Genomic DNA, 14,328 nt, shown 5'->3' on the forward strand with positions numbered 1-14,328 from the left:
CTGTGATCCGGGACAATAGCTCCCTCTCATCCGCGAGGGTAGGTCCAAGCGCCGCTTGACTGACTAATTTGGGCGCCGCGGCGAACCTGCGCATTTTTTCATGAGTTCGATTGTGCAGCCACAAAGGGATTGGTCCCTGATCAGGAGACGATTATGGCTAGCGCAGCTGAAAGAACGAAGGAAGAAGTCCGCGATATGATGGAGGTGGTTGAAAGGCTCGACCTGCCGGACAGCGAGCACTGGAAAATGATCGCTGATCTCCTCGGGATTTCAGAGGAGTCTCTCTTTAGCATCATAATCGAAAACTCTAGCTACTTCGAGGGTCACATAGACACTGATTAACCTCATGATCTGTATGTGCATTTTGCCATCAATCCGCGTTGGGCTACCCTGGCGCGGATATCTCTTTTGAGCGAATCACGATGACAAATAAGCAAGCCGCGAAACTGGTTCGAGCGGTTCGGATCGACGTTTTAGGTATGAGCCAGCAGAAATTTGCAGAGTTCTTGCTGATGCCGTCCGGCGATCGGACGATCTACAACTGGGAGAACGAGGCCACGAAAGTCCCTGGCCCTGTCATCTTGCTTTGCCAGATGCTGCTGGCGAAATCTCAAGAGCTTGAGGTTCCGCCGAAAAGCCCCTGAAGGCTCGCCAATAGGTCTGGATTGGCCGGCGCGGCGCTGGCCTGTTGGCCTGGCGTCTGCGGCGCACCCTGGGCGGCACCAGGCGTCGGTTGAGCTGGCGTAGCGCCAGGCGTCGGGGCCGACGGCGTTGGCGTTGCTTGGGCTACGGCTGGGACTGGCGGGGGTAGAGGCGCGCTCTGCACTGGTGCGGGCGGCGGAACAGGCGTGGCAGGCGATAGAGCTGGGGCTGGGGGCGGAACACTCGGGGACGCTGCCGGCGCGCCCTGCGGCTTGAATAGCGAGCCGAGAAGCCCAAGCCCATTGTTTGGCGTCGGGATCGCCCCGAACAATCCTTTTTGCGGCGGCGCGCCCGGCTGGTCGCCAAACAGCACGCGCGGGATCAAGCCGCGCTGTTGCGGCGCGACGCCGGCGTCATGCCCAATCTGGTTGCTGAGCGACGCGATCTTGGCGTCGAGCAACGGCGTTGCGCCCTGAGCGGGCGCGGATGGGGTCGATGCTGTCGAGGGCATAGCGGGCGTTGACGAAGACGGCGTTGCGCCTGGCGTAGCGCTGCCAGCGCCGGCCCCTACCGCGCCGTTGGGGGCATAGAAGCTGTGAGCGCCGATGGTCGCGATTGGCGTGCCTTGCGCCCAATCCGGCAAGCCGTTGGCATTCCCATACGTTCCCCTGCCTCGCACGGTCGCCGCATTGAGAAAGTGCGTTGCTCCGCCTGTCGGATCTTTGATGGCGCCCGAGTTGACGCCATCCACGATTTGCGCGGCCTGCTGGTAAGCTGGGTCGCCGGGCTGAGCCGTGTAAAACGAGCTGGTGTGGTCGCTGACAGGCTCGAACTGGCTTTTCGCTAGGATCACTTCATGCGGCGTTGAACCGCCGTATTTGCCCGACGTGACGCGATTATTGATGACGTGAGCGACCGCAGCTTGACCCTGAGCTGGCTGATTTCCAGCCTCGGCAAGAACAGTTCTGATCATAAGATCACGGTCGAGCGCGCTCATATCGGTCATGCGTTACGCCTCAAGCTTCGTCGATTTGAACTTGTTCTTGATATGGCTGTAGAAGTGACTGCCGAGCGACTTCGCAGCCATGAAGTCCTCGTGAACCTTCGACGATACGTCGGCATACGCATGGGTTGAGCCGGTCTTAAAAGCGACATGCAACGTCTGTGTGGCTGGGTCGTAGCCGATGCTCGCGATGTTCGACGATGTAACCGGGGTCATTTCCATTATCGTTTTCCGTTCGTTGTCGAAGTGAATGAGTGGGGGTCTTGTCCAGATTTATAGGTACCAATGAACCGGTCCCTGAACCGGCGGAGCGCCACCCCATCTGGACTTGTGCTTGCGTGACTGAGACCGGCCCCCAAAGCCTGAGCGGAATTGGCGCTCCTAATATGCCCGCGAAACCGCGAGTAGAATTGGACTAGACTCCAAATCCGATTCACCTGCTAGCCCTGTTTCCTAGATTTTGCGAAAGCGATTCGGCGGCTGGTCTCATAGGCGCGAACTTCCTGACTCGGAACCTTTGCTTCCTTGAGCAATCCATCTGGCCAGCAGCCGAATTTTTCCCTGAAGGTGTAAGCTGCAGAGCCTTCCGCCTTACCATTCTTTTTGGCGATCCAAAGCAGACCGCTATAGAACGCCTGTCGTTCGGCGCGCTCGGCATTCCTTGCCTTCCTGCTGACGTTCAGTTTGACAAGCTCGCCCTCCGCAGCCTTCACGTCGCTCTTGGGGATCGACACCTCTCCGCATGATGGACACACGCGCGCCTGGGGCGGCATCACGCGACCGCATGACGGGCACTTGTGGTTCTTCGGCGGCTTCTTCTCCTCGGCCTCCGGTGGCTCGCGCTCGCCGGGCTTCGCCGTGCTCAGCTTTGTCGGTCTCGGGTCCGTCACGAGCCCAACGCCTTCGCGCAGGCTATTGCCGGCGTGGTCGAGGATGAGAAGCCGCTTCTTGCCCGCTGCCGTCCGCAGGCCTCGCCCGATCATCTGATCATTCAGGATGATGCTCTTGGTCGGGCGCGCCACAATGATGCAGCGCACGTCCTCGTCAACGCCGGTAATCAAGCAGCCGACACTCGCGATGATTCGATCGTCGCCATTCCGGTAACGACGGAATGTTTCTCTGCGCTCGTCGTCGTCAGAATGGCCATCGATGTATCCACATGGGACGCCGGCCTTGCGGAACTCGTTTTGCAGATTGGCGGCGTGCGCGCGATCGACCGCGAACAAGAACGTCTGCTCGTTTTCGCCGCGCTCGAGCCACGTCTTCACGATGTCCGCGACCAGCTCCGGTTGGTTCATCGTCTTGCCGAGCTGCTTCTCGTTGTAGTCGCCCGCCGTGATCTTGACCTTGCTGAGATCAACCTCACGCGGCGGCGCGTACACCTCGAATGGCGACAAGAAGCCCTCGTCGATCAGCTCGCCGACGGTCGCGGCGACAATCAGCTTGGTCCAATACAGTCCCATGCCTTTCGACCACGGCGTTGCTGTCAATCCGATGATTATCGTGTCTTTCCATTCCTCGCTCTGAAGCTTTTCGTTCAGCGCGCCGTACTGATTATGACATTCATCGATGATGATAAAATCAAACTCAGGGGCCCGGCGCCGAACAAGGGTCCGAACGCTGGCGATTTGCGTTTGCGCATACGCATCACGCCGGCTGCGATGCCTCTGGCCGATGCATGGATTTTATCCTGCGGGCCGCGCTTGAAGATCCAGTCCTTCTTGATGAGCCACTCTTTGAACCGCTTGCACGGTAGACCGATTACTTTTGCGGCTTCGTAAATTCCATAGTCCTGTTCAGACTCGATAATTTTTTCGAGTATTTTGGCCTTCGGCTCAAGAACCGCGATCGTCACGTCACGCTCGACTACCGCTTGGGTCAACGCCGCTGCCTGGGCTTGCAAAGCCTGCACAAATCCGAGCTGCAAGGCGGGATTGAGATAGTCGATTGCCAGCGCGGGTGCTGGCAATCCGTAGGAACCCGTTTCGCGGATAGACGGTATGACTTCCGATGTGAGCCATTTCCGAAACCGCTTTGCTACCGTCTTGTAGCTGCGAAGGGTCAGCGCATAGCAGCCAGACTCGTTGATTATGCTGATCTTTTGAGGGCCGCCTCGGGTATCAATTGTTGTTATCCCTTTCTCGTCGGCGTCGAGACGACGGGATACCATGCTTGAGTTTTTGATCTCCAACACCTTGCAGATATCGGGCAGCACAAACCATTTTTTTCCGTCGATGTAGACGGATCGGATCGTATTCCCCTCGAAGTCGAGAGGGGCGACGGAGAGTTGAACCACGTTCGCCATCAGAAATCCTCCCCGTCAGCGTCAAACGCAACGCCGCCAACAGCAGCAAGCCCTATAGATCTCTCCCTTCCTTTATTGGATAGCCTACTATTCTGAGACGTAGAGAGAGTAGTAGGAGAGGTAGAGTATAAACGTTCTGGTAACGGCTCCTCACGTTCTTCTGACGTTGCGGTCTTGTTACGCGAACGTGCGTCTCTCATTCTATCGCGCGCGCCCACACGAGCCTTGAACACTTCCGAAGCGAAATCGCACAGCGTGCGATTGTACAGGCGACCGTCCGAGCACCTTACGAAGCCGTGCATCGCATCACCACGAATGCGCATCCATGCTTTGATGTCGCGCCCGAGGCCGGCGAGGCCGCACAGAGCGTTGTCGTTGTCGGGCAGAGATCCACACGGCACCTGATGCCACGCACGGCACCACAGGGTCACGCCAGCACGCCAGGCGCTATCATTGTGGGTCTGGTTGAACTCGCTCGAGGTCAAAGCGAGAATGTCGAATTTCATCCATCTGCACGATCGCAGATCAAGATTAGCCGGGACGAACGGCGCCGGTAATTCGGTCATCGAACGATATCCTTCGGGGGTTGAAAGCAAAGCTTCATGTCTCTGAGGAACTTCGCGAGAGTGCGGGCCTCGTTGATCAATTTGTCGGCGGCTTCGATGTAGCCGTGGGCGTCATCGATGCTGTGATGGCTGTGGCAAATTTCGCTGTAGGCGATGATCTTTCTGAGGGTCGGATCCATCTCGTCCATCAGCATTCCGGGCAGGACGCCTAATGTGTCAGGGCCGGCGTGGACTGGATCTCTCCCCGCGCGCTCGTCATTCCGCAGGGGTTTGTTCATCTATTTTCTTCCGCGCCCTGCATCGGCGCTGAGCGGCGGCGTTGTAAGAGCGAAGCCCCTGTACGCCGAGCCGGGCTTTGCGCTTAGCCTGCGCGCGTCGATGCATTGCCTTCACGCGCTCGGGATTTGCTAGCCTCCACGCGCGATTCGGGTCTGGCTTCTGGTTGTCGTCCATCATTGACATCTTTGGCCTCCTTAATTTTTGCCGCCAGCCATGCACGCAGCTCGGTCTCGTAGGGAGCCATAGCTTTCAGTGTGCGCAGCGTTGACAGCGTGATTTCGTGTTGCTCCCGTTTTCGCTGGACGAAGTGTTCGCCGAGCTTTTTCTTCGCGGGGGTGTCTCTATCGAGCCAATCGCGTTGGCCGAGGGCGAGCAGATCAAGCCCCTCAACCTGTTGCGCGAGGCTATGTCTCGTCATTCTGCGGCCTCGTGATCTTCAACCTCATCGAGAAGGTTGCGAAGCAGCGCGGGCTCGCTGAGAACGATGTCGAGAATGTTGCAAGCGAAATCCCAAGGGCTTTGGCACCGACGGCGACTCTGCTCGATCAGCTTCATCCATAGGCTTTCGCCCATAGATTTCATGGTGAACTGTGACTCGTGATGACGAGCGTGCGCTGGCGGAGGTAGTGTGCCGTCGCGGCGGAGGTTCGAAATATGAACGCGAACAGCATCTATGCTCGCGAACGTGCCGGCCGGTAGGCGCGCGAAAATCTCGTCAGCCCGCAATCCCTTTTCGACCATCACAACAAGCAGCTTTCGCTTCATGTCGCTGATGTTCCGAGACATCGCCATTATCGCTGCTCCGCGCGGCGCTGATCGAGAGCTGAGCGGCCAGGCGCGGGCTCGCCAAGGTGCAAAACTCTTGGCTGCGATCTCGGCTGATCGACGTGCCAGATATTGCCGTCACGCACCACGCGCTCATCACGCGCAAGCGGAGGCAGATCACCAATCAGCACGACGGGCGGCGCGGGAGGTGCCGCGACCTGTTGGTCAAGCTCATCGTCCATCGGTGGCATCACAAAATCGATAGCGGCAGCGATGGCGCTGAGGTTCGCCTCGTTGACGACGCCGGCCCCGCCTCGCCGTTTCGCGCGCGCATGCGAGTGCGCTGCGTTCGGCGTCGAGATCGATAGGCGCTTGGCTACGTTGCTGTTACCGTACCTTGGGTGCTTCGCGGCAATGACGAGCAGGGTGGCATATTTTGCGGATGAATGAAGCTGGATGCGGCGCCCGGCACATTCCGAAGCGGCTCTCAAATCAGCCTCAAAGACAGGATCATCGAAGCGCGGCTGCTTATTCCGCTCCTCTCTGAACACAATCACGCGCGGATCGCGGCGCGCCATCTTTTCGACGACATGCGGCGACGACGCGATAGCGCACGCGACCATTTTCATGGTCTTGCCGGCCAATATCATCTGAATGGCGATCTCTAAATCTTCGGCAGAAACTCTTTTGTTGCTCATCGCATCAAGACTTCCGTAACGTGAATGCCGTGGTACATTTCGGCTGCCTTCTTGCGGAGCCGGTATGCCGGATCGATCCGCGTGCCGCTCGACTTCACATCCTCAACGATCATGAGATCGAGGCCATTGCGGAAGTAGGAAAAGTCGGCCGTATATGTGCAAAACTTCACGCCGCCGATGTAGGCGACAAAGGCAGGCTGGAGCGTGAGGTGCGTTATCTCGCCCGCACGCTCCATGATCTTTAATTGGCTGTATCTCTTGGCCTCGCGACCGCTCGCGAAGACGATTCCGTCTACGGTGCGCAGATGCTTTTCAACAACCGGGTAACGCGACTTCTTTGGCGTCACGCCAATCATCATCTGCTGAAGCTGGCGTGACGTGATGCTCATTGGCGGAGCGCGGCTTCTAAGACCAGATGAGCCTCGCTAGTCGACATTTCCAACGCACTAATATGTTTCTGAAGACGTGGCGAACCAGTCCTCCTCGCGCGTTCGAGTTCATTCATATTCCTTTTTATTTCGGCCTCTAAGAAACGGATTTTATGCTCTTGGATTTTGTCACGGATGATCCCTTGCAGACTCCGCCGAAGCCGCTTGCGATCTATGTTTTCAACCGTGCCAGGCGATATGCCGATGTCACGCGCAACAACTACGCGGGCGTCGGGGCGATTGTCGCAATCACTACGACCGCTTCGCCGCATGCGTTCGACTTGCTCGACCACCCATTTCGAGGCGGACTCATCATCAAAGGTTGCGGTGTCCATCGGAACTATCCCTGATTCAAGGATGCGCATGTCCAACTCTCCGTGGTTCTTGAGGATTGGAAGGCGGACAGACATGTGCATCGAACTCATTGACCAACTTCAACTCGATACTGACGGGCCATTCGGCGTTGGAGCGCCGAAAGTGGCCGAAGCTTTGAGCCGTTTGTTTCGGCTCGATCCGCGCCGCGGGCATTTACTCGCGGACGCAATACGAGATCTTCAGCAGGCATATAGAGAGGCTCCTGAAGACCTACGCGCGCTTGCCGCGTCGTTCCCGTTCGCCATTGAGGAAAACTGAGATGAAGCGGACATGCCTAACTGGATTAGTCTGGAAGACAGGCCTGGCTTCGCGACGAGAAACACCGGCGGGTCGCTCAATCTCGATCACGCGGCTCTATGAAGTCATTGGGCATCACCTGCCCTTTCGTTACTTCAATGAGCAGCGCCATTTGGCGTGGGCGGGGTGCCCTCTTGCCACTTGACCATCGATAGACGCACTGCCTGCTTACGTGCATCTCCAACGCCAAGTCGGATGGCTTAATACCGCTGTCCTTGATGTAACGAGATAACTTCATGGGACGGAACAATGTCGCCAGATCGGCACCATGTCAAGCAGAATTGTCGCCAATACGGTGCGTTGTCGCCGGCTTGGAGCCGCTCTACGCTTCCGGCATGAACTGGCTCGGTTACTTTTTGGACGAAAAAAAGATGTCGGGAAGCGCTTTGGCGAGAGCCATTGGCACAACTCGGCAAACCGTGTCGAAAATAGTGAATGGTAAACTTGATCTGGATCGCGACTGGGCCATGAAAATTGCGCCGATTCTACAAATCGGTCCCGAGGAATTGATTTTTGGTCCGTCCGAAAAACAGCTACCCGTAAGCCTTGTTCCTGTGCTTGGCACGGTCGCTGCAGGCCTGTGGTTCGAACACGATGACCTAAGCACCGATGGGTTTGACCCAATACCCGTTATTCCGATGAGATTCCCCGCCGCGAAGCAATTTGCTTTTCAGGTGTCGGGGCCAAGCATGGACCTTCGGCGTATTTTTAATCGAGACTATGTGATTTGCGTCGCCTATTGGACTGCTCGTCGGACTCCAGAGACCGGGGATATCGTCGTTGTTGAGCGACGAGACGGTCACCGCACGGAACGCACATGCAAAGAGATCGTCGTCTCAAACGGCATCGTCGAATTATGGCCGCGATCAACCGACGTTAGATTTAAGGACCCGCTGCACGTCCCAAACAGCAAAGAGATCAGTGTTGATGATGGAATGCAAATTGAAATTATAGGTCTAGTGATCGGCGTATATTCTCCAAGGTAGATAACAAGAAGAAACTTAAATGAAGTCTAAGAAATGAGTGACGGACTATCTGACCTTCCTTATGGTTACGCGATCAGACAGGCCGCACCAGAAATACCGGATGGTTGGGAGGCTGCGCCCCTGCCGACGCAAGCTGAATTTATAGATCAGCACTCTATGAGTGGAACCGGCACGAATACGGTTGCCTGGGTAATGCTATCCATCGTAGCAATAATTATAGTGTCTAAATTAAAGCACGATGGCGGACCGATACCTGGCGTGATAGTCAGGGCATTGCATGATCTTGCTACAGGAGTATTTAACCTGGTAACAGGAACATTTCGCTTAGCGCTTAAGACTGTATATTATCTTTTTATCGCTCTTATATCGGTGTGCGCTGCGGTAGTATGTCTGGTTATATTATATGTTATATTTTTGATGTTTTACTATGTGTTTTCATATACCGGACCTGTCGTATTCATGCTCGGTGTTATATCTTTATTGTTATTTCTTATTCTTGTTAGAATAAGCCCGCCGTCTATTGGTAAATAAAGTAATTTCCCGCGTGACGGTATTTCGGCTGCGATAATGACGGCGCGACCGCTGTCGCCACGACTATCTTTTCATAGCGCCTGTCGTCTGCTTGTTTCCACATGATGGACAGGAGTTGGGAAACCGACTCCTGTTTTGATTCATGCACAAAATTACGCCCGTCGCCATTATGGCTCCATTCCGCTTGACGGAGTGTCGCCATTACGGCACCATTTCTCCATCGACCCGATGGAGCCGACAAATGTCAGCCGCCCCCAAAAATTCCCAAACCGCCGATCTCGCAGAGATCGATGCCCTTCGCCCGCAGATGCAGCACGACGCGCATGTTGCCGCGCATGAAGATGATCTCGATCGCCAGCAGTCTGACCATGACCGACGCGAGTGCGAATATTCGCGGACTGGCCGCTACTACAACCCGGTTGGGTGGTGGTGATGGCCAAGACCCGCCGCGTGAAGTGCGAGCGCGCGATAGCGCACTTCGGCCTCAATGATTTTCGCGTCCGCAGAGCGATCTCCGAAGTGATCCATCTGAAAGGCCTCAGCGCTTTCAAAGATGAAGCGATATCGGACATCACCCGCGATGTGCTCAGCGGCTGGAAATATCAGCGCAAGCTCGATGTGAAGGAGCGCGCTCGCCGCGCTGCTGGATGCCCCGCAGCGCGACACGACATAGCCGCAGAGTAGCAACTCCGCGTCACGCATCACGTCACGATCAACCAAGGAACTCGGACAATGAAAATAATCGAAATGTTCGAAGCGTTCGACGGTACACGCTTCGACGACAAGACCGAATGCGCGTCCTACGAGTCGATGAATGTCGAGTCGCGCCTTGTCGGTCTCACGATAGAGCAAGTGCGCGCCGCCATTCTCCGTCATGACCTGGAGCTGGCCGAGGCGTTCGAGGAAATCGGCAACCGGATCGCCAAGCTTCGGCGCACGGCGGGCGAGTTTAAGCGCCGCCAGGCGAGCGCCAAGGCCGCCGAGCCAGCGGCTATCGAGGAACCGGCTCTAGCTGCTCCGCAGGATGCCCCAGCACCGCCGACCGCGCCCGATCTTCCGCCGCATGACCCCGAGACAGGCGAGATATTGGAGAAGCCATATTGCGAGGCTGCCGACGTGCAGTCGATGCTGCAAAAAATGTTCGCGCGCTTCAAGCTCGCGCAAAGCCAGGATGAACTGCTCGACATTTGCGATGAGGAGCGGGTCATTTGGTACAACGACGCTCCTGCGATGATCCGCCATCAAGCGGAAGAAGCATTCGATGAAGTGCGCAAGACGCTACCGATCAGCGCCTCGCCGATGCACGCGACCCCAACACCGCCCGCGCCTCCCGCGCCGCCGATGCAAGCGATGGCCGACGACGACATTCCTTTCTAGGAGATTTCCATGACGCAGACTGTCAACCAATACGCTCGTTGGCAAGCCGCCCTGGCCGGCAAGCCGATGGAATGGTCGCGGGGCGATGTCCCCAGCGGCTTCTTTCGCCAGGGCACAAGCAAGGGCCAAGAGGCAATCGCTATTTGGCGCGACGAAACCGGCAAGATCCAGTGCAAGCGCTCGATCTTCGGCGATGGCTCAAAGCTGACGTCGGAGGATGAAATCGGCGAGGAGCTGTCGGGCTGCTTCGTCTACCCGATCCCCTACGAGCTTTATACCGCCGTCACGCGCGACAAAGCGGAATGGCCGCCAGAATACAAGACGCGCCTGACGATGAAGGAACAACAGGCTGGGCTCATTTGGACTTTGGAGCTTGGTCGCAAGAAGCTCGGAGCCGATATCGAGCCGGAAGCCGCAGAGAACCCGCGCGCCGTCGCTGGCAGCAATTCCGAAGGTGTCGTCGAGGTTCTGGCGCCAGAGAAGGATTTGCAGGACCGGATCGATAAGGTTTCGACGCGCGCCAAGGATTTCCTCAAGAGCATCAAGAACTCGCCGACGACGAAGGAGGAAGCCGACAAGCTCGCCGACTTCGCGACCAAGATGTCAGAATTTAAAACGACCGCCGAGGACAAGCACAAGGTCGAGAAAGAGCCGCACCTCAAGGCCGGGCGAGCCGTCGACGCGAAGTGGTTCGGGATGCGTAACGCCGCAGAGGCGCTTCGCGCGGGCTATCTCGTGATCCTCAATGGCTGGTTGACCGCCGAGAAGACCAGGCTTGCCGCTGAGGCTGCGGCCGCAACTGCCGAGCGTCAACGCCTCGCTGATATCGAGGCTGCCGCGACAAACGAAGCGCCGGTAACGGTGACGGCCGTAGTGGCTGAACCGGTCCGGGCTGGCAACCTTCGCACGGTCTCCCAAAGGAAGCGCCGGACTTGGCGGTGCAAGGACAGGAATGAACTCGCGCTTTACCTGATCAAGATCGAAAACGAGGAAATCTACGCATTACTCGAGAGGTTGGCGCAAAAACTGGGCGCAGCAGGCGTGAAGCATGCGTCCATCGAAGAAGAAGGGGTTGTTTCAGCATCATGAACGAAATGACGTCAGTCCAACGGATCGAGCGCCAGGCGCTGCAAGTCATCGATCCGGTCCCGACGCTCGATACGGCACGGTTCGAGCACATGCAGCGCATCGCTATGGTGATGGCGGAGTCAAATCTGATCCCCGACTCGCTGTGCAAGATCACGGAAGGCGAGGGAAACAACAAGAAAACCTCTCTGCTTCCGCTGCGGACTGTCGTTTCGAATTGCTTCCTCGTCGTCAACCAGGCCGTGCGGTGGGGTTTCGACCCCTTCGCCGTCGCGCAGTGCGTCTCGGTCGTGAAGGGAAAGCTTTGCTACGAGGGCAAGCTGATCGCCGCCGTCATCGAGTCAAAGCTGAAAATTCGGCTGAAGTTCGATTGGGATGATGCCGCAGGCGACAATCTTGGCATCACGGTTAGCGGACAATTCCCCGATGAGGATGAGCCGCGCACCGTCCAGGGGACCGTCGGGCAATGGAAGACGGATCATTCTGGCTCGCCTTGGAGAAAGGCGTCGCAGGCGCGGATACAGCTCGCCTATCGGGGAACGCGCGAATGGGGCCGTCTGCACGCGCCGTCGATTATGCTCGGTGTCTATACGATCGACGAGATGGATTATCTCGACGGCCCGACGCATTCTTCGGCGCCGCGCATTGAGAGTGTCCGCGTAGAGCCCGCGCGCCGCGAGCCGCCGCCCCCGCCGCCGCCCGCTATCAGTGTTGACGCGCCGGTAGAGGCGAAGTCCGGTCCGACGCCGCCAGAGCCGCCAGCGCCCGCCGCTGACCTTCCGGCGCATGATCCAGAGACAGGTGAGATTGCCGAGACGGCGGAGCCCGACGTTGTGTCGGAAGCCGATCTTGCGGTCGAGATGATCGACTCGTTCGAAACGGCGCAGACGCTCGAAAGCCTCCTCGATCTCGCCGACGAGGCAAAAGACGGATGGCTGAAGACGGCGGCGAAGGAGATTGTCGACAAGGTTCACGCGGCATTCTTCCAGCACAAGGCGAGGCTCGGCGGATAATGCGGGCAATCTGGCGGAAGTTCGGGCGCGCGCTCGTCCCAGCAAGCGATGAAGCTTACGAGATGCTTCGCCTGATGGGCGACCGCAGCGAGTGCCTTGGCGAGTTCAAGTTTCCCCGAAACCTCCGACAGCTTCGACTGTGGTGGGCTCTCATGGGCATCCTCGTTGATCACGACCTTTTCGAGATCGACGAAGCCGCGAGCGACGCCACGAAGATCGCAACAGGGCACGCGACGATGGTCATCATGCCGGACACCGGCGTCGTCAACATGAAACCAAAATCGATCGCGTTCCAATCCATGAAACAGGCGGATTTCAACAAGTTCATGAAGGCGGCAATCAACACGATTTGCGTCCGCTGGCTACCGGACTGGAACGATGAAGCGCTCGAGCGAGAGGTTTTCGCCATCGTCGATGGCCCCAGCGCTATCGGACAGAGAGTGGTCAGGCGATGAGCCGCGAAGTCGCCGAGTGGATTGGCAAAACAGACGACTCGATGCCGCCCGAGCGGGTTCGCCTGCGCATCCTGCGCCGCTACAACTTCACTTGCTACAAGACCGGAGTCCCGATTGCGCCCGGATCGAAGTGGCAGCTCGACCACATCATCGCGATCATAAACGGCGGCAAGAACTGCGAGTCAAATCTGGCGCCGATATCGTTCGCCGCGCACAAGGCCAAGACTAAAGCCGATGTCGCCGAGAAGGCGAAGACGGACGCGATGGCCAAAGCCGCATTCAATATTCGGACGGAACCGGCCCGCAAAATCCAAGGCCGGCCATTTCCGCACAAACCGCTGCCGTCACCAAAGTTGCCAGTCCACGCCAGAACCGTTGACGCCTTCGGCCGGCGTCTATGAAACGAAGGATTAAAACAATGAATATCGCCCACGGATCTGAAACCTCAGCTCTCAAAGCGGAGATCGTCAATCTCAATCGGATCATCGACGAGCTGCGCGGAACGATGATCATGCTGAATAGCGAGCGATGCGCCGCGATCGATGAACTCGCCAGGATCAACGACCCTGAGATCAGGCACCTTCGCCTCGAGGACGGAAAGCTGAACCTGGCCCTCGCCGGCCCGCTCGTCGAACATTTCAGCGCGGTATTTGTCGCGATGTTCAGGAATGGCGGCGCCGAAAACTATTGCGAGATAACGCTTCACGAGCGCCGCGCTCCGTATGACACGTTCGCGCTGATAGTGCAGAGGGTCGGCGGCAAGAGCCCGAGCCAATTGCAGCGTGATGCCGAGCAGGAGCGGGATAAGATGAAGCGCACATATGACTACCAAAACGAGTTCGGGGGCCGGCTCTGTGTCGAAAACGAAAAGTTTCGGGAAATCATCGCAACCGCACGCGCTGCTCCCGATGCGGTCGAGGCGGCGATGAAAGCTTGGGACCATAGGTGCGGGGACATATGTGACGAACCCCCATGTTCCTGCATGCAAGCAGCGCTCACAGCAGCCAATCTTAAAGCGATCAAGACCATCGAAGATGCACAAGCGGCTCCGGACGCGGTGGAGGCGATGGAAAACGCGTTTTGGGAATGTTATGGAAATACTAGCGACAGCCTCAAGGCTGCACTCACCGCAGCCAACATCAACATTGGAGCCGAGCGCGAGCGCGCCGAGAAGGCCGAGGCCGAGCGGGATGCGGTCCTCTTCGCCAACAAAGACCTGAAGCTTCATTGGGATGTGTTGAAGGCGGAATACGACAAGGTCATTGCCGAGCGGGATAGAGCGTCGGCAGCCCTACGTATCCATGCGGATGAAGCTGAAGCCCACCTCGCAGCCGCACAGACGCGCGCATGGACCGAGGGATTAGAGCGCGCAGCAACCTATCACGATAGGCGGGCCGCTGACTGTGCGGTATCAAGGGAAGACTTCTCGCGCTACGCCGAGGATGAAGAAGAACGCAAAGCGTGGCGGCTGCTCAAGGACCGCGAGTGGTCTGCCCCCTGAAAAGTGATCCTCCGTGAAGTA

23 protein-coding genes are annotated in these 14,328 nt (G+C 57.6%); 10 read left to right on the forward strand and 13 right to left on the reverse strand.

Annotated elements, in window-relative coordinates; translation table 11 throughout:
* Window positions 1–153: 153 nt before the first annotated feature.
* The gene (locus WDN46_23020; protein ID MEJ0096178.1) at window positions 154–342 is read left to right on the forward strand and encodes a hypothetical protein; all 189 of its coding nucleotides are present in this window, start codon (window positions 154–156) and stop codon (window positions 340–342) included.
* Between the two features lie 268 nt (window positions 343–610).
* On the opposite strand, the gene WDN46_23025 is transcribed toward WDN46_23020, so the two are convergent.
* From WDN46_23025 to WDN46_23075, 11 genes are all read right to left on the reverse strand, one after another.
* Window positions 611–1,648: a cell wall hydrolase gene (locus WDN46_23025; GenBank protein ID MEJ0096179.1), complete on the reverse strand. Its 1,038-nt coding sequence runs from the start codon at window positions 1,646–1,648 to the stop codon at window positions 611–613.
* A gap of 3 nt (window positions 1,649–1,651) precedes the next feature.
* Window positions 1,652–1,867 carry a KTSC domain-containing protein gene (locus tag WDN46_23030; protein MEJ0096180.1) on the reverse strand — a complete coding sequence of 72 codons (216 nt, stop codon included), beginning with the start codon at window positions 1,865–1,867 and terminating at the stop codon, window positions 1,652–1,654.
* Between the two features lie 218 nt (window positions 1,868–2,085).
* Complete coding sequence (locus WDN46_23035) at window positions 2,086–3,108, reverse strand: helicase-related protein (protein MEJ0096181.1); 1,023 nt, start codon at window positions 3,106–3,108, stop codon at window positions 2,086–2,088.
* A gap of 74 nt (window positions 3,109–3,182) precedes the next feature.
* On the reverse strand, window positions 3,183–3,950 hold the full coding sequence (locus tag WDN46_23040) for a BRO family protein (protein ID MEJ0096182.1): 768 nt from the start codon (window positions 3,948–3,950) through the stop codon (window positions 3,183–3,185).
* Window positions 3,950–4,516: a hypothetical protein gene (locus tag WDN46_23045; GenBank protein ID MEJ0096183.1), complete on the reverse strand. Its 567-nt coding sequence runs from the start codon at window positions 4,514–4,516 to the stop codon at window positions 3,950–3,952. The genes WDN46_23040 and WDN46_23045 overlap by 1 nt, the downstream gene beginning before the upstream one ends.
* Window positions 4,513–4,794, reverse strand: coding sequence for a hypothetical protein (locus tag WDN46_23050; protein MEJ0096184.1), 282 nt, complete (start codon window positions 4,792–4,794; stop codon window positions 4,513–4,515). Before WDN46_23050 ends, WDN46_23045 begins: the two co-directional genes overlap by 4 nt.
* Before the next feature lie 83 nt (window positions 4,795–4,877).
* Window positions 4,878–5,213 carry a hypothetical protein gene (locus WDN46_23055; GenBank protein ID MEJ0096185.1) on the reverse strand — a complete coding sequence of 112 codons (336 nt, stop codon included), beginning with the start codon at window positions 5,211–5,213 and terminating at the stop codon, window positions 4,878–4,880.
* A complete protein-coding gene (locus WDN46_23060) occupies window positions 5,210–5,587 on the reverse strand; it encodes a hypothetical protein (GenBank protein MEJ0096186.1) in 378 nt (125 codons plus the stop codon). Before WDN46_23060 ends, WDN46_23055 begins: the two co-directional genes overlap by 4 nt.
* Window positions 5,587–6,258 carry a hypothetical protein gene (locus WDN46_23065; protein MEJ0096187.1) on the reverse strand — a complete coding sequence of 224 codons (672 nt, stop codon included), beginning with the start codon at window positions 6,256–6,258 and terminating at the stop codon, window positions 5,587–5,589. Before WDN46_23065 ends, WDN46_23060 begins: the two co-directional genes overlap by 1 nt.
* A complete protein-coding gene (locus tag WDN46_23070; GenBank protein MEJ0096188.1) occupies window positions 6,255–6,647 on the reverse strand; it encodes a DUF1064 domain-containing protein in 393 nt (130 codons plus the stop codon). The genes WDN46_23065 and WDN46_23070 overlap by 4 nt, the downstream gene beginning before the upstream one ends.
* Complete coding sequence (locus tag WDN46_23075; protein ID MEJ0096189.1) at window positions 6,644–7,021, reverse strand: hypothetical protein; 378 nt, start codon at window positions 7,019–7,021, stop codon at window positions 6,644–6,646. The genes WDN46_23070 and WDN46_23075 overlap by 4 nt, the downstream gene beginning before the upstream one ends.
* Window positions 7,022–7,669: 648 nt before the next feature.
* Between WDN46_23075 and WDN46_23080 the strand changes: the two genes are divergently transcribed.
* Window positions 7,670–8,344 (forward strand): XRE family transcriptional regulator, encoded by a 675-nt coding sequence (locus WDN46_23080; GenBank protein MEJ0096190.1) that lies wholly within the window; start codon window positions 7,670–7,672, stop codon window positions 8,342–8,344.
* Window positions 8,345–8,377: 33 nt separating this feature from the next.
* Entirely contained in the window at window positions 8,378–8,875 is a 498-nt protein-coding gene (locus WDN46_23085) for a hypothetical protein (protein MEJ0096191.1), read from the forward strand.
* 244 nt (window positions 8,876–9,119) lie between these two features.
* On the opposite strand, the gene WDN46_23090 is transcribed toward WDN46_23085, so the two are convergent.
* Complete coding sequence (locus tag WDN46_23090; GenBank protein ID MEJ0096192.1) at window positions 9,120–9,245, reverse strand: hypothetical protein; 126 nt, start codon at window positions 9,243–9,245, stop codon at window positions 9,120–9,122.
* Between the two features lie 11 nt (window positions 9,246–9,256).
* Here WDN46_23090 and WDN46_23095 point away from each other — a divergent pair, with 11 nt between their 5' ends.
* From WDN46_23095 to WDN46_23120, 6 genes are all read left to right on the forward strand, one after another.
* Window positions 9,257–9,559, forward strand: coding sequence for a hypothetical protein (locus WDN46_23095; GenBank protein MEJ0096193.1), 303 nt, complete (start codon window positions 9,257–9,259; stop codon window positions 9,557–9,559).
* Between the two features lie 48 nt (window positions 9,560–9,607).
* The gene (locus tag WDN46_23100; protein MEJ0096194.1) at window positions 9,608–10,252 is read left to right on the forward strand and encodes a hypothetical protein; all 645 of its coding nucleotides are present in this window, start codon (window positions 9,608–9,610) and stop codon (window positions 10,250–10,252) included.
* A 9-nt stretch (window positions 10,253–10,261) separates the two neighbouring features.
* On the forward strand, window positions 10,262–11,341 hold the full coding sequence (locus WDN46_23105) for a hypothetical protein (protein ID MEJ0096195.1): 1,080 nt from the start codon (window positions 10,262–10,264) through the stop codon (window positions 11,339–11,341).
* Window positions 11,338–12,351, forward strand: coding sequence for a hypothetical protein (locus tag WDN46_23110; protein ID MEJ0096196.1), 1,014 nt, complete (start codon window positions 11,338–11,340; stop codon window positions 12,349–12,351). The genes WDN46_23105 and WDN46_23110 overlap by 4 nt, the downstream gene beginning before the upstream one ends.
* A 62-nt stretch (window positions 12,352–12,413) precedes the next feature.
* Window positions 12,414–12,806 carry a DUF1367 family protein gene (locus WDN46_23115; GenBank protein ID MEJ0096197.1) on the forward strand — a complete coding sequence of 131 codons (393 nt, stop codon included), beginning with the start codon at window positions 12,414–12,416 and terminating at the stop codon, window positions 12,804–12,806.
* Complete coding sequence (locus WDN46_23120) at window positions 12,803–13,207, forward strand: HNH endonuclease (GenBank protein ID MEJ0096198.1); 405 nt, start codon at window positions 12,803–12,805, stop codon at window positions 13,205–13,207. The genes WDN46_23115 and WDN46_23120 overlap by 4 nt, the downstream gene beginning before the upstream one ends.
* A gap of 44 nt (window positions 13,208–13,251) precedes the next feature.
* Here the strand turns inward: WDN46_23120 and WDN46_23125 are convergent, their stop codons facing one another.
* Complete coding sequence (locus WDN46_23125; GenBank protein MEJ0096199.1) at window positions 13,252–13,638, reverse strand: hypothetical protein; 387 nt, start codon at window positions 13,636–13,638, stop codon at window positions 13,252–13,254.
* A 150-nt stretch (window positions 13,639–13,788) separates the two neighbouring features.
* On the opposite strand from WDN46_23125, the gene WDN46_23130 reads away from it, so the two are divergent.
* On the forward strand, window positions 13,789–14,307 hold the full coding sequence (locus tag WDN46_23130; GenBank protein MEJ0096200.1) for a hypothetical protein: 519 nt from the start codon (window positions 13,789–13,791) through the stop codon (window positions 14,305–14,307).
* The last annotated feature ends 21 nt before the right edge of the window (window positions 14,308–14,328 follow it).

Origin of the sequence: Methylocella sp. (genome assembly GCA_037200525.1) — a bacterium.
Classification (GTDB): domain Bacteria; phylum Pseudomonadota; class Alphaproteobacteria; order Rhizobiales; family Beijerinckiaceae; genus Methylocapsa.

Coding starts and splice junctions, on each gene's coding strand:
- WDN46_23020 (MEJ0096178.1), top strand. CDS start 154: ATGGCTAGCGCAGCTGAAAGAACGAAGGAAGAAGTCCGCGATATGATG.
- WDN46_23025 (MEJ0096179.1), bottom strand. CDS start 1,648: ATGACCGATATGAGCGCGCTCGACCGTGATCTTATGATCAGAACTGTT.
- WDN46_23030 (MEJ0096180.1), bottom strand. CDS start 1,867: ATGGAAATGACCCCGGTTACATCGTCGAACATCGCGAGCATCGGCTAC.
- WDN46_23035 (MEJ0096181.1), bottom strand. CDS start 3,108: ATGGGACTGTATTGGACCAAGCTGATTGTCGCCGCGACCGTCGGCGAG.
- WDN46_23040 (MEJ0096182.1), bottom strand. CDS start 3,950: ATGGCGAACGTGGTTCAACTCTCCGTCGCCCCTCTCGACTTCGAGGGG.
- WDN46_23045 (MEJ0096183.1), bottom strand. CDS start 4,516: ATGACCGAATTACCGGCGCCGTTCGTCCCGGCTAATCTTGATCTGCGA.
- WDN46_23050 (MEJ0096184.1), bottom strand. CDS start 4,794: ATGAACAAACCCCTGCGGAATGACGAGCGCGCGGGGAGAGATCCAGTC.
- WDN46_23055 (MEJ0096185.1), bottom strand. CDS start 5,213: ATGACGAGACATAGCCTCGCGCAACAGGTTGAGGGGCTTGATCTGCTC.
- WDN46_23060 (MEJ0096186.1), bottom strand. CDS start 5,587: ATGGCGATGTCTCGGAACATCAGCGACATGAAGCGAAAGCTGCTTGTT.
- WDN46_23065 (MEJ0096187.1), bottom strand. CDS start 6,258: ATGAGCAACAAAAGAGTTTCTGCCGAAGATTTAGAGATCGCCATTCAG.
- WDN46_23070 (MEJ0096188.1), bottom strand. CDS start 6,647: ATGAGCATCACGTCACGCCAGCTTCAGCAGATGATGATTGGCGTGACG.
- WDN46_23075 (MEJ0096189.1), bottom strand. CDS start 7,021: ATGGACACCGCAACCTTTGATGATGAGTCCGCCTCGAAATGGGTGGTC.
- WDN46_23085 (MEJ0096191.1), top strand. CDS start 8,378: ATGAGTGACGGACTATCTGACCTTCCTTATGGTTACGCGATCAGACAG.
- WDN46_23090 (MEJ0096192.1), bottom strand. CDS start 9,245: ATGGTCAGACTGCTGGCGATCGAGATCATCTTCATGCGCGGCAACATG.
- WDN46_23100 (MEJ0096194.1), top strand. CDS start 9,608: ATGAAAATAATCGAAATGTTCGAAGCGTTCGACGGTACACGCTTCGAC.
- WDN46_23105 (MEJ0096195.1), top strand. CDS start 10,262: ATGACGCAGACTGTCAACCAATACGCTCGTTGGCAAGCCGCCCTGGCC.
- WDN46_23110 (MEJ0096196.1), top strand. CDS start 11,338: ATGAACGAAATGACGTCAGTCCAACGGATCGAGCGCCAGGCGCTGCAA.
- WDN46_23115 (MEJ0096197.1), top strand. CDS start 12,414: ATGCTTCGCCTGATGGGCGACCGCAGCGAGTGCCTTGGCGAGTTCAAG.
- WDN46_23120 (MEJ0096198.1), top strand. CDS start 12,803: ATGAGCCGCGAAGTCGCCGAGTGGATTGGCAAAACAGACGACTCGATG.
- WDN46_23130 (MEJ0096200.1), top strand. CDS start 13,789: ATGCAAGCAGCGCTCACAGCAGCCAATCTTAAAGCGATCAAGACCATC.